Source organism: Pseudomonas sp., from assembly GCF_050739995.1.
Lineage (GTDB): Bacteria > Pseudomonadota > Gammaproteobacteria > Pseudomonadales > Pseudomonadaceae > Aquipseudomonas.
Genome location: NZ_JBOICG010000232.1, coordinates 1 through 12,646 on the forward strand (window position 1 = coordinate 1; position 12,646 = coordinate 12,646).

The window sequence follows — 12,646 nt, forward strand, 5'->3', positions numbered from 1 at the left end:
TCTCGGTGCTGTTCGGCCTTGGCTTGTCGAGCCTCAAGCCTGAGCTGCGCGAGCCGCTGGTGACGATGTTCCAGGGCGTCTCCGAGAGCATGTTCAAAGTCACTCACATGATCATGAAGTACGCCCCGATCGGCGTCTTCGCACTGATCGCTGTGACCGTTGCCAACTTCGGTTTCGCCTCCCTGCTGCCGCTGGCCAAGCTGGTGATCCTGGTTTACGTCGCCATCCTGTTCTTCGCTTTTGTGGTGCTGGGTTTGATCGCTCGCCTGTTTGGCTTCTCGATCCTCAAGCTGATCCGTATCTTCAAGGATGAGCTGGTATTGGCCTACTCCACCGCCAGCTCCGAAACCGTGCTGCCACGCGTGATCGAGAAGATGGAAGCCTACGGCGCTCCGAAGGCGATCTGCAGCTTTGTGGTGCCGACCGGTTACTCGTTCAACCTCGACGGTTCGACGCTGTACCAGAGCATCGCAGCCATCTTTATTGCCCAGCTGTATGGCATCGACCTGTCGGTTGGCCAGCAGTTGATGCTGGTCCTGACCCTGATGGTCACCTCCAAAGGTATCGCCGGCGTGCCGGGTGTGTCCTTCGTGGTGCTGCTGGCGACCCTGGGCAGCGTGGGTATTCCGCTGGAAGGCCTGGCGTTCATCGCCGGTGTCGACCGCATCATGGACATGGCGCGTACCGCCTTGAACGTGATCGGCAACGCCCTGGCGGTATTGGTCATCTCCCGTTGGGAAGGCATGTACGACGACGCCAAGGGCGAGCGCTACTGGAACTCCCTGCCGCACTGGCGCAGCAAGGAAACCCTGGTGGCCGGCGAGACCAGCCGTAGCTGATCGTCAGGTGATCTGAACAAACCCCGGGAAATCCGGGGTTTGTCGTTTCTGTCAGCCCCGCTATCATTCGCCCCATCTTTCGGGGGACTCAACTGATGCTTAATGGCCTGTGGCTTGGCTTCTTTGTCGTGGCAATGGTGTCGGCACTGGCGCAATGGCTGGTCGGCGGTAACGCCGGGATTTTCGCGGCGATGGTGGAAAGCATTTTCGCCATGGCCAAACTGTCGGTGGAAGTGATGGTGCTGCTGTTCGGCACCTTGACGCTGTGGCTGGGTTTTTTGCGCATCGCCGAAAAGGCCGGCATTGTCGACTGGCTGGCCAAGGCCCTTGGCCCGCTGTTCCGTCGCCTGATGCCCGAGGTGCCCGCTGGCCACCCGGCGATCGGCTTGATCACCCTCAACTTCGCTGCCAACGGCCTGGGCCTGGACAACGCTGCCACGCCTATCGGCCTCAAGGCCATGAAGGCGTTGCAAGAGCTCAACCCCATTCCCAACACTGCGAGTAATGCGCAGATTCTGTTTCTGGTGCTCAACGCGTCTTCGCTGACGCTGCTGCCGGTGACTATTTTCATGTACCGCGCCCAACAAGGCGCTGCCGACCCGACACTGGTGTTCTTGCCGATCCTGTTGGCCACCAGCGCTTCAACACTGGTCGGCCTGCTGTCGGTGGCGATCATGCAGCGCTTGCGGCTGTGGGACCCGGTGGTGCTGGCCTACCTGATTCCCGGTGCGCTGGTGCTGGGTGGCTTCATGGCGTTGCTGGCAACCTTGTCTGCCACGGCGCTGGCGGGCTTGTCGTCGATCCTCGGCAACCTGACACTGTTTGGCCTGATCATGCTGTTCCTGGTGATCGGTGCGCTGCGCAAGGTCAAAGTGTACGAAGCGTTTGTCGAAGGTGCCAAAGAGGGCTTCGATGTCGCCAAGAATCTGCTGCCGTACCTGGTGGCGATGCTCTGCGCCGTTGGCGTGTTGCGCGCCTCCGGGGCATTGGACTTCGGTCTGGAAGGCATTCGTCATGTAGTGGCCTGGACCGGCATGGATACACGCTTTGTCGACGCACTGCCCACCGCAATGGTCAAGCCGTTCTCCGGCAGTGCCGCGCGGGCATTGTTGATCGAGACCATGCAGACCAAAGGCGTGGACAGCTTCCCGGCACTGGTGGCGGCGACGATCCAGGGCAGTACGGAAACCACCTTTTATGTGTTGGCGGTGTACTTTGGCTCGGTGGGTATCCAGCGCGCCAGGCATGCGGTGGGGTGTGCGCTGCTGGCGGAGTTTGCCGGTGTAGTGGCGGCTATTGCGGTGTGCTACTGGTTCTTTGGCTAACTGTTAGATCGCTATCGCAGGCAAGCCAGCTCCCACATTTTTGATTTGTGAACACATTCAAGTGTGGGAGCTGGCTTGCCTGCGAAGAGGCCCTCAGCGTTTCGCAGCGGTATTGCCTTGTGCGACCACCCAATCCACCACCTGCTTATTCAAACCATCTGCGGCCTGCCCAAACGCGGCCACCACCGCAGGCACCTTGGTATCACTCACCGGTTGTCTCACCTCAAACCGTCGACTGGCAATAATCCGCTGATCACTCCCGCGCACCAACCGCGCATCCAGGCGGACTACCACTTCCACCGCATTGCCTCGATATTCGCTCTGAAACGCCTGCAACTGCCCGCCCAGCTCATAGTCAGCCTGCAAGTTGGTCTCATCGGTACTCAGCAACGTCACCCGCCCATCGCGCTGAAAGCCGTCCATGAAGCGATTACGCAGCAACACCGGCACAGGATCGCTCCAGCGGGATCTCGCATAGCTGCTGATCAGGTCGCCATTGGGCACCACGGCAATGCGCGGGCTGTCGAGAAACTCGCTGGCCTGGGGTTTGGACACGCGCAGCGACCAGCTCACCGGCGCGCCCTGCGTTGCCGTCTGGGTCGCAGCCAGGCGGTACACGTCCGAAGGGTCGGGTTTGGGCAAAATCGAGCAAGCGCTGACTAGCGCAATGGCTACCGGAATGATCAGATGGTAAGCACGCTTCATGGCGTGAACTCCTTGTTCTTGTCGCTGCCCAGCAAGTAACCGCTGGGGTTGGCTTCCAGGCGACGGGAGATGGCGCGCAGCGAACCCAGGGTTTCGCGCAGTTCGCGCACGGCTGGCGCCAGTTCGTTGAGGCCCTGCATGCCGCTGTTCACCGAATCCTTGTTGTTGGTCAGCAAGGTGTTGATGGTCGTGGTGCTTTGTTCGAGGGACTTCATCGCCTGCTCGGCGCTGCCGAAGGCTTGCTTGCCTTGCTCATTGAGCAAGCCATTGGCGCTGCGCATCAGCGTGGTGGTTTGCTCCAATGCGGCACCGGCCTGCTTGCTCACCTGCAGCAATTGCTGCATCACCACTTTGATATCACCGCGCTGGTCGGCGATGGCGCCGGTGGTTTGCTGCAAGTTGTCCAGGGTGTTGCTCAGGCGCTCGACGTTCTCGCGGGAGAACATGTGGTTGGCGTTGTGCAGCAGCAAGTTGATGCTGGTCATCAGGTCGTTGCTGTTGTTGAGCAGACGTGCGATGGGCGATGGCGAGGCGATGATTTCCGGCAGGTTGCCGTCCTTGCCCTTGAGTTCTGGGCTTTGCGGTGTACCGCCACTGAGCTGGATGATCGAGGTGCCGGTGATGCCGGTCAGGGCCAGTTTGGCCTGGGTGTCTTCCTTGATCGGTGTCTGCCCGGCCAGGCGAATGCGGGCGAGGACGCGGCGCGGGTCTTTGGGGTCCAGGCGCAGGCTGGTGACGTCACCCACCTTGATCCCGCTGTATTGCACCGAGCTGCCCTGGGACAGCCCGCTGACCGCCTCGTTGAATACCACCTCGTACTCCTGAAAGGCGCTGTCGACGCTGGACTTGGCCAGCCACAGGCCGAACAGCATCGCGCCGACCACCACGATTACGCTGAACAGACCGATCATCACATGATGGGCTCGGGTTTCCATGTCATACCTCGTTGAGCGATTGAGCGGCATCCAATGCCGCGCGGCCACGGGGGCCGTGGAAATATTCGTGAATCCAGGCGTCGTCCGTTTCCGAGACGATATCGATGGCGTCCGCCACCAGCACTTTCTTCTGCGCCAGCACCGCCACACGGTCGGTGATGGTGTACAGCGTGTCGAGGTCGTGGGTGACCAGAAACACGCTCAGGCCCAGCGCATCACGCAACGTCAGGATCAGTTGATCGAATTGCGCCGCGCCGATCGGGTCGAGGCCGGCGGTGGGTTCGTCGAGAAACAGGATGTCCGGGTCCAGCGCCAGCGCGCGAGCCAGAGCCGCGCGCTTGATCATGCCGCCGGACAGCGACGCCGGGTACTTGTCGGCCGCCGACAACGGCAGCCCGGCCAGCGCCAGCTTGACCGCAGCCAGGTGCTCGGCGTCGGCGCGGCTGAGGCCCGCGTGTTCGATCAATGGCAGGGCGACATTTTCGGTGACGGTCAGCGAAGAAAACAGCGCGCCCTTCTGGAACAGCACGCCAAAGCGCCGCTCCACCAGCGAGCGTTCATGCTCCGACAGGCTCGGCAGGTTCTTGCCGAACACACGCACCTCACCTTCGCTGGGCCGGCGCAGGCCGACGATGCTGCGTAACAGCACCGACTTACCGCTACCGGAGCCACCAACCACCGCGAGGATCTCACCCTTGTACAAATCCAGATCGAGGTTCTCGTGCACGCTCTGGCTGCCAAAGCGGTTGCACAGACCCCGTACTTCAATCACCGCCTCAGTGGGCGCACGGTGTAGACGACTCACCAGCCCATCTCCATGAAGAACATCGCCGCGACCGCATCCAACACGATCACCACAAAGATCGATTGCACCACGCTGGAGGTGGTGTGGGCACCGACCGACTCGGCGCTGCCGCTGACCTTGAAACCTTCCAGACAGCCGATGGCGGCAATCAGGAAGGCAAAGATCGGCGCCTTCACCATGCCTACCAGGAAATGCTGCACGCCGATGTCCGATTGCAGCAGCGAGAGAAACATCGCCGGCGAAATATCCAGGGCCACGGCGCACACCACGCCACCGCCGACGATCCCCGAAAGCATCGCCAGGAAGGTCAGCATCGGCAGCGCCACCAATAGCGCCAATACACGAGGCAGTACCAGCAGCTCCATCGGGTCCAGGCCCAAGGTGCGGATGGCGTCGATTTCTTCGTTGGCCTTCATCGAACCGATTTGCGCGGTGAAAGCACTGGCGGTGCGGCCGGCGATCAGGATCGCGGTGAGCAATACGCCAAACTCCCGCAGGAACGAAAATGCCACCAGGTCCACGGTAAAAATCGTCGCGCCGAAACTCTTGAGGACCGTAGCGCCGAGGAACGCCACCACGGCACCCACCAGAAAGGTCAGCAAGGCCACGATGGGCGCGGCGTCGAGGCCGGTTTGTTCGATATGCGCGACCATCGGCGTCAGGCGCCAGCGTTTGGGTCGGAAAATGCCACGGGCGAAGGTTTCGAGGATCAGGCCGATAAAGCCCAGCAGCTTCATGGCGTCTTGCCACACCGTGTCGACGGCTCGACCGATGCGGGCCAGTACCTGAATGCCAGCGGCTTCTTCCGGTTCTTTGACCGGCACGCAGAAATCATTCAAGGAGCGGTAGACGGTTTTGAGCAATGCACGGTCGGCGGCGGACAGGCTGCAATCGGTCTGCTCGGCGGAATGCTCGATACGGTCTGGGCCGAGCAGTTCCACCAGCAGTGATGCGCCAGCGGTGTCCAGGGCGCCGAGACCGTTGAGGTCGATGCGTGCGCTGGCGTCGTACGGGCCGTCGAGCTTGTCCAAGAGCTTTTTCAGGTGTGCGTAGTGGGCAAGCGTCCAGTCCCCCGTAATCCTGAGTAACGGCGGAGTGGCGGACGTATCGAGGTGGGCTGCGCCGCCCGTTGTACTGGTGGTCATAAGCTCGAGTTTGTCTGGCTATCCATAATTCCTACGTAATAGCACGATCCAGCCTACTTTGGGTTGTCCGTTTGTGTGCTGTCAGTGACTTTGAAGCGCAACACCCCGATGACTTGCCCATCCTCGGTCAGCACCCGCACTTGCCAGCGACCCACTGCATCCGCCGGGAAATTCTGCTTGTGGGTCCAGGCGCGGTAGCCTTCCTTGCGCCCGCCGTGGATATCCAGGGCAATGCGGTCGACCTCCTGGCCGTTGAATTTCCACACATGGTAGATCCGCTCATCCAGCCCACGCGGTGCGTTGATCGCGGTGTAGGCGTACAGCCCGCCGCTGCGCAGTTGGGCGGCGGTGACTTCCTTGAGGTCATCGCCCGGCGTGCGGTCTTGCAACTGGGTGCTGATCGCCACTTCGGTCATCCACAATGTGGCTGGCGGCACCCAGCTGCGCAAGAACCAACCGGCGCAACCAATGGTCGCCGTTACCCCCAGCAGCATCGCCCAGCCTTTCACGCTGCGCAGCGGCAGGCTCGCGGCCAGGCTCGGGATCGACAGCAGCATGGCCACGCCCAGGGCCAGCTTGTAACTCTGGGCAGTGGTCAGGTGCAGGATGATCGGCAGCGCGGTCAGCAACGCGGCGAACAGCGTCAGGGTATGCAGCGCGAGAAACAGTGAGCGCTTGGGTGCCAGCCACTTGTAGTACAACGGGTCGGTGATCGACACCAGCGCCGCCGCGCCGAGCAAGCCGGTGAAAATGGACTGGCCGCTGTTCCATGTGGTGGTGACGAAAAAGAACGGCAATACAAAAAACAGACTTTCCTGGTGGATCATCTGGGTGGCATAGCGCAGCAGGGGCTCGGGAATTTCCCGGTTGAAGACCTTGGCAAACAGCTGGTTGAAGCTGTTCTCCAGCATCAGCCATAGCCAGCTCACCAGCATGATCACCGCGATCCAACTGGCCATGCCTTGCTGGCGGTCCACCAGGATGAAACTGCAAACACCCGAGATAAAGCCGCCGAGCGCGATGACCCCAGGGTAGCGCTTGATCAGTTCGAGGATGCGCTGGATAAGGGGTGGCAGGTTTGGCATGGGCGGTTCACAGTTCGAATAGGAAAAATCCCAGACAGAATAACGTCTTAGCCCTGTGTTCGGTGTGTCATGACGCGGTTCGTTTGCGATAAAGCCGCAAGCCGATCAACACACAAGCCATCAGCCCCAGCACGCCGGCACTGAGCCAGGTCAGGGCGTCATAGCTCAAGAGCGGTTTTTCGATGCGCCAGTAGCCTGGCTGGTTGAACACTTGGCGCATGGCCTGGTTGGTCTGTGCAAGGCTAACCGCCTTGATGCGTTTGACCGGATCGCTGAAGTGGCCATCGGCGTAGTCGCCCGACGCGCTCCAGTAATAGTCGGCCAATGCGCTGTTGCCCTGTACGGCCCAGGCTTGGCGTGCAATGGCGGCTTGCTGCAGGCGGGTGAAGGTGGCCGGGTCGAGGCCGTCCTTGAGCAATTGCGCCTTGAGGTTTTGCAGCACCTGTTCGGCTTCGGCGAGGTTGTCCCGCTCGAGGTCGGCATTCAGGCTCAGGAACCCCACACCACCGAACACTTCGCGCTCAGTCCACGGGCCGTAGGACAAACCGTGCTTGAGGCGCAGTTGACGATAGAGCGCCCAGTCGAGGTAGTCCTTGAGCAGGTCATAGGTTTCGTCATGTTGGTCGTCCAGCACCGGCTCCGGGAACAGCCAGTGCAGCTTGGCGCTGTTACCGACCCAGCCGTGGATCAAGTCACGGTGGCTGGCGGCGGTGTGCTGGATTTCTGGCAGGGGGCGGTGCTCGCTTGGCTCCACCGGGTCAAGTTGGCCATAGGTGCGTTCCAGATACGCAGGCAGCAGTTTGTCGAGCTCGCCGACCACGATCAGGGTCATGTTGTTGGGTGCGTACCAATCTTTGCGCAGTGCCTCCAACTGACTGCGGGTCAGGTGGTGGACCTGAGCCCGTTCAGCACACTTGAGCCCCAGCTCGACGGCCAGTTGATTGCTGGCGTTGTGGCCGAGGTCCTGGCGGTCGAGCAGGCGTTGCAGGTGCGAGTAATGGCCGCCGTCTTCGCGTTCCACCACTTGCTTGGCAGCCTTGATGTGCGCGTCGGTCAGTTGGGTACGGGTGAGGATCGCCAGTAGCAGGTCCAGCACCTTACGCTGGTTTTGGGCGGGCGCCTCAATGACAAAGGTGGTGTCGGCGTTGCTGGTGTAGGCGTTCCATTCGCCGCCGAGGGCTTGCATGCGGTCTTCGAGGTCACTTTCGCCGGCACCGTCGATACCACTGAACAGCAAGTGTTCGAGCAGGTGCGGCAGTTCTTTGTCAGCACAGCTGAAGTCATCCAGACCGACACCCACCACCAGGCGGATGGCCACGTGCCCGCGCTCGGTGCCCGGTTTGAGCAGCACTTGCAGGCCGTTGGGCAAGGTGTAGCCCTCGACTTGCAGGCGGTCAAAGGCAAAGGTGTGTGCCGAGCCCAATAGCAGGCAGGCGAATAACAGACGACGCATAACAAGCTTCCCGGCGGATGAGGTCCATTGTTAACTGACTTCACAGGCCGTCGTACGTTCAGGGCGAATGGGTGATGTCGGCAATATCTTCGGCGGAAAGCGCGCCGGTGTCAGAGGTTTCCAGCACAACATACGCGCTGCTGCAAAACAGTGAGTTGAGGCGCTTCATGTCGGCAATCAGCTCCAGGTGCAGGGAGCTGGTCTCCAGGCTTTGTACGATCTTGCGTTGCAGACGGCTGACATGGGCGTGGGCCAGGCGCCGCTCCTGGGCGCGGAAGCGGCGCTTCTCACGCAACAGTTGCCGGGCACTTTCCGGGTCAGCGCTGAGGAACACCGACAGGCCCAGGCGCAGGTTGGCAATCAACTGGCTGTGCAGGCCGGTCAGTTCTTCCAGACCCACTTCGGAAAACTGCCGGCGTTGCGAAGTCTTCTGCTGCTGGACTTTGCGCAGCATGCGTTCGATCAGGTCGCCGGCCAGTTTCAGGTTGATCGACAACTCGATGATCTCGGCCCAGCGGCGGCTGTCCTGCTCGCTGAGGTCTTCGCGGCGCATTTGCGCCAGGTACAACTTGATGGCGCTGTAGAGTGCCTCGACGTCATCACTGAGGCTACGCATTTCCTGGGTGATGGCGGTCTGTTTGCCGCGCAGCACTTCTTGCATCGCGGTCAGCATGTTGTCGATCAAGTCGCCCAGGCGCAGGGTTTCGCGGGCGGCGTTGGCCAAGGCCAGGCTGGGGGTGTCGAGTGCGGTAGGGTCCAGATGGCGCGGCTTGGCCTTGCCATTGGCTTCCTGTTGTTCCGGTAGCAACCAGGTACACAGACGCGCCATCGGGCCGATGCTGGGCAGCAGGATCAGGCAGCGGCTGACGTTGTAGAGCAGGTGGAAGGTGATGACCATACCTTGGGCGCTGTAGTCCAGGCCGTCCATCCAGCGTACGAGCGGGTCGAGTACGGGGATGATCAGCAACAGGCCGATCAGTTTGTACAGCAGGCTGCCCAAGGCCACTTGGCGCCCGGCGGCGTTCTGCATGCTGGTACTGAGGAAGGCCAGCACGCCGCTGCCAATGTTGGCGCCGATCACCAGGCCGATGGCCACGTGCAAGCCGATCACACCAGCGCCGGCCAGGGTCGCGGTCAGCAGGACAGCGGCGAGGCTGGAGTAGGAAATCATCGCGAACAGGGCACCGACCAAGGCATCGAGCAAGATATCGCCGGTCAGCGAGGCGAAGATGACTTTGACGCCCTGGGCGTGGGTAATCGGCCCGGCGGCTTCGACGATCAATTGCAGCGCCAGAATGATCAGGCCCAGGCCGATGCCGACGCGGCCCATCTGCCCTGCCCGCGTTTGTTTGCGTGACAAAAAGAAAATCACGCCGAGAAAGATCAGCAGCGGCGACAGCCAGGACAAATCGAACGTCAGCACCCGCGCCATCAACGCCGTGCCCACGTCGGCGCCAAGCATGGTTGCCATGGCGGGCATCAAGCCCATCAGGCCCTGGCCGACAAAGGATGTCACCAGCATGGCGGTGGCGTTACTGCTCTGCACCATGGCCGTCACCAGGATACCGGCGACAAAAGCCAGCCAGCGCTTGGACATGTTTTGCCCGATGACTTGGCGCAAGTTGGAGCCGTAGACCCGCAAGATGCCGGTACGGACGATGTGCGTGCCCCAGATAAGCAGGGTCACGGCGGAAAGCAGATTGAGCAAGGTCAGCATGCTCGGCCCCCCGTGTGGGTGCGCTCCAAAAAGAGCGAAGGAAAGTTGCCGCGTGCCGTTCTACGTCTTGTCCTTAAGCTGTAGTTGGCGAATGGGCTCTGCGCCAGCATCGCATAGCTAAAGCGGGGATTGAAACAAAAGTGTCATGAAAACAGCTTTATACAAATGAAGCTTTTTATGGATGAAAAAAGGGGCTTATTAAAAGCCCCTTTTGGTCTGGCTCGGGTTTATTGACCCGGAATGTCCTTGCGCAGTTTCACCGGGTCCTGCTGTTTCTTCTTTTTCGCGATCGCGGTGCGCATCTTGATGTTGATCGCTTCCACCGCCAGCGAGAACGCCATGGCGAAGTAGACATAGCCTTTCGGCACGTGCACGTCGAAGGATTCAGCGATCAGCACGGTACCCACTACCAGCAGGAATGACAGCGCCAGCATCTTCAGCGACGGGTGTTTGTCGATGAAGTCACTGATCGTACCGGCCGCCATCATCATCACCAGTACGGCAACGACGATCGCAGCGACCATGACCGGTACATGGGAGACCATGCCGACAGCGGTGATCACTGAGTCCAGGGAGAACACGATGTCGATGATCGCGATCTGGATGATGGTGTAGATGAACTTGCCACCGGCGCCCTTGGGCTCGTCATGGGTTTCGTCTTCACCTTCCAGTGCGTGGTACATCTCCTGGGAGCTTTTCCACAGCAGGAACAGGCCACCGAAGAACAGGATCAAGTCGCGACCGGATATGCCTTGGCCAAACACCACGAACAAGTCGGCGGTGAGTTGCATCACCCAGGTGATCGACAGCAGCAACAGGATTCGCGTGACCATGGCCAATGCCAGGCCGAAGATCCGGGTGCGTGCCTGCATATGCTTGGGCATGCGGCTGACCAGGATCGAAATCATGATGATGTTATCGATGCCCAAGACGATCTCAAGGGCTGTCAGGGTGAAGAAGGCAATCCAGATTTCCGGATTGGTCAGCCATTCCATGTGTATTCCTTTGAACGAGTGTTAAACCGCGCAAGCTGCAGCGCCGCGCGATGGGGTTGTCACGATGATAGAGTGCTGAACAGCGGGAAAATCCCCATCAGCAAAGCGGCGAACATTATGCACAGGCATACGAGCACTGCCCACTTGAGGGTGAAGCGCTGGTGATCGCCAAACTCGATGCCGGCCAGAGCCACCAACAGATAGGTCGAGGGTACCAGTGGGCTGAGCAGGTGTACGGGTTGGCCAACGATGGAGGCGCGGGCCATTTCCACGGCGGTAATGCCGTAGTGGCTGGCGGCTTCGGCGAGTACCGGCAGTACGCCGTAGTAGAACGCGTCGTTGGACATGAAGAAGGTAAACGGCATGCTCACCAGCGCGGTGATCACGGCCAGATACGGACCCAGTGCATCCGGGATGACGGTCAGCAAGCTCTTGGACATGGCGTCGACCATGCCGGTGCCCGACAGGATGCCGGTGAAGATACCGGCGGCGAAGATCAGGCCTGTCACCGCCAGTACGCTGCCGGAGTGCGCAGCAATGCGGTCTTTCTGCATTTGCAGGCATGGGTAGTTGACGATCATGGCGATACTGAACGCCACCATGAACAGCACCGGCAGCGGCAACAGGCCGGCGATCAGGGCGCACATCAGGGCGAAGGTCAGGGCGCCGTTGAACCAGATCAGCTTCGGACGGCGGGCGTCGGGGTATTGCGAGACGCTGATCTCGCTGTGGTCGATCTCGTCGCCCTGCAGGTGCAGTTCGCCCAGGCGAGCACGCTCACGCTTGCCGTACATGTAGGCAATCACCAGGATTGCCACTACGCCTGCGGCCATGGCTGGAATCATCGGTACGAAGATGTCCGAGGGGTCCACATGCAGTGCACTGGCGGCGCGCGCGGTCGGCCCGCCCCAAGGGGTCATGTTCATCACGCCGCCGGCGAGGATGATCAGGCCAGCCATGATCCGCGGGCTCATGCCAATGCGCTGGTACAGCGGCAGCATGGCGGCCACGCAGATCATGTAGGTGGTGGCGCCGTCACCGTCGAGCGACACCACCAGGGCCAGTACGGCGGTGCCGACCGAAACTTTCAGCGGGTCGCCCTTGACCATCTTGAGGATCTTGCGCACGGCCGGGTCGAACAGGCCCGAGTCGATCATCAGGGCAAAGTAGAGAATGGCGAACATCAGCATCACGCCGGTCGGCGCGAGCTTGGTGATGCCCGCGAGCATCATTGGACCGATCTCCGGTGCAAAGCCACCAAACAGGGCGAACAGGATCGGCACGATGATCAAGGCGATCAGCGCGGACAGGCGCTTGGTCATGATCAGGAACATGAACGTGATGACCATGGCAAAGCCAAGGAAAGTCAGCATAGGGAAAACTCCAGGCGTAGCGCGGCTAGGGAATGGCGAACCGAGATGGGTCAGCGCAGAACGAAAGGCACGAGGCGTACGGGTGGAGTGGGAGCGAACAGGCGGGTACGAGCGGACATCGGGAATCACCATTGTTGTTGTTAACAGCCGGTCTGTTGCCGACAGTGGGGCGATCCTAGACTTGAAACCTTTCAACCAGCTTTCGTTGGGTAAACAGGTCGTGGTGGGGAGACGCGCGGTCTATGAATTTATGTAGATCCAAATGTGGG

The 12,646-nt window shown here is 60.7% G+C and carries 11 protein-coding genes; 2 read left to right on the forward strand and 9 right to left on the reverse strand.

The genetic code is table 11. From position 1 onward, the window contains the following. Positions 1–839 (forward strand): cation:dicarboxylate symporter family transporter (locus ACRESD_RS07905; protein WP_431750412.1); only part of this gene is annotated, 839 nt, incomplete at its 5' end. A gap of 95 nt (positions 840–934) precedes the next feature. Beyond that, positions 935–2,164: a spore maturation protein gene (locus tag ACRESD_RS07910; protein ID WP_110623966.1), complete on the forward strand. Its 1,230-nt coding sequence runs from the start codon at positions 935–937 to the stop codon at positions 2,162–2,164. A gap of 93 nt (positions 2,165–2,257) precedes the next feature. Here the strand turns inward: ACRESD_RS07910 and ACRESD_RS07915 are convergent, their stop codons facing one another. The 9 genes from ACRESD_RS07915 to ACRESD_RS07955 all read right to left on the reverse strand — a co-directional run bounded on the left by ACRESD_RS07915 (position 2,258) and on the right by ACRESD_RS07955 (position 12,377). Further along, on the reverse strand, positions 2,258–2,869 hold the full coding sequence (locus ACRESD_RS07915; protein WP_431750413.1) for an ABC-type transport auxiliary lipoprotein family protein: 612 nt from the start codon (positions 2,867–2,869) through the stop codon (positions 2,258–2,260). Continuing rightward, a complete protein-coding gene (locus tag ACRESD_RS07920; RefSeq protein ID WP_431750414.1) occupies positions 2,866–3,804 on the reverse strand; it encodes an MlaD family protein in 939 nt (312 codons plus the stop codon). Before ACRESD_RS07920 ends, ACRESD_RS07915 begins: the two co-directional genes overlap by 4 nt. A 1-nt stretch (position 3,805) precedes the next feature. Continuing rightward, the gene (locus ACRESD_RS07925; RefSeq protein ID WP_431750415.1) at positions 3,806–4,609 is read right to left on the reverse strand and encodes an ABC transporter ATP-binding protein; all 804 of its coding nucleotides are present in this window, start codon (positions 4,607–4,609) and stop codon (positions 3,806–3,808) included. After that, on the reverse strand, positions 4,606–5,754 hold the full coding sequence (locus ACRESD_RS07930) for an MlaE family lipid ABC transporter permease subunit (RefSeq protein ID WP_431750416.1): 1,149 nt from the start codon (positions 5,752–5,754) through the stop codon (positions 4,606–4,608). The genes ACRESD_RS07925 and ACRESD_RS07930 overlap by 4 nt, the downstream gene beginning before the upstream one ends. Positions 5,755–5,807: 53 nt before the next feature. After that, positions 5,808–6,839 (reverse strand): DUF5924 family protein, encoded by a 1,032-nt coding sequence (locus ACRESD_RS07935; protein WP_431750417.1) that lies wholly within the window; start codon positions 6,837–6,839, stop codon positions 5,808–5,810. A 67-nt stretch (positions 6,840–6,906) separates the two neighbouring features. Continuing rightward, positions 6,907–8,292 (reverse strand): M16 family metallopeptidase, encoded by a 1,386-nt coding sequence (locus tag ACRESD_RS07940; protein WP_431750418.1) that lies wholly within the window; start codon positions 8,290–8,292, stop codon positions 6,907–6,909. Positions 8,293–8,350: 58 nt separating this feature from the next. Next, the gene (locus ACRESD_RS07945; protein WP_431750419.1) at positions 8,351–10,009 is read right to left on the reverse strand and encodes a Na/Pi cotransporter family protein; all 1,659 of its coding nucleotides are present in this window, start codon (positions 10,007–10,009) and stop codon (positions 8,351–8,353) included. A 227-nt stretch (positions 10,010–10,236) separates the two neighbouring features. Continuing rightward, complete coding sequence (locus ACRESD_RS07950; RefSeq protein ID WP_431750420.1) at positions 10,237–11,004, reverse strand: TerC family protein; 768 nt, start codon at positions 11,002–11,004, stop codon at positions 10,237–10,239. A gap of 59 nt (positions 11,005–11,063) precedes the next feature. Next, on the reverse strand, positions 11,064–12,377 hold the full coding sequence (locus tag ACRESD_RS07955) for a CitMHS family transporter (protein ID WP_431750421.1): 1,314 nt from the start codon (positions 12,375–12,377) through the stop codon (positions 11,064–11,066). Positions 12,378–12,646: the final 269 nt, after the last annotated feature.

Bases quoted from the DNA above. Each gene is read 5' to 3' on its own strand.
- ACRESD_RS07915 (WP_431750413.1), bottom strand. From the start codon at position 2,869: ATGAAGCGTGCTTACCATCTGATCATTCCGGTAGCCATTGCGCTAGTC.
- ACRESD_RS07950 (WP_431750420.1), bottom strand. From the start codon at position 11,004: ATGGAATGGCTGACCAATCCGGAAATCTGGATTGCCTTCTTCACCCTG.
- ACRESD_RS07945 (WP_431750419.1), bottom strand. From the start codon at position 10,009: ATGCTGACCTTGCTCAATCTGCTTTCCGCCGTGACCCTGCTTATCTGG.
- ACRESD_RS07920 (WP_431750414.1), bottom strand. From the start codon at position 3,804: ATGGAAACCCGAGCCCATCATGTGATGATCGGTCTGTTCAGCGTAATC.
- ACRESD_RS07940 (WP_431750418.1), bottom strand. From the start codon at position 8,292: ATGCGTCGTCTGTTATTCGCCTGCCTGCTATTGGGCTCGGCACACACC.
- ACRESD_RS07955 (WP_431750421.1), bottom strand. From the start codon at position 12,377: ATGCTGACTTTCCTTGGCTTTGCCATGGTCATCACGTTCATGTTCCTG.
- ACRESD_RS07910 (WP_110623966.1), top strand. From the start codon at position 935: ATGCTTAATGGCCTGTGGCTTGGCTTCTTTGTCGTGGCAATGGTGTCG.
- ACRESD_RS07930 (WP_431750416.1), bottom strand. From the start codon at position 5,754: ATGACCACCAGTACAACGGGCGGCGCAGCCCACCTCGATACGTCCGCC.
- ACRESD_RS07935 (WP_431750417.1), bottom strand. From the start codon at position 6,839: ATGCCAAACCTGCCACCCCTTATCCAGCGCATCCTCGAACTGATCAAG.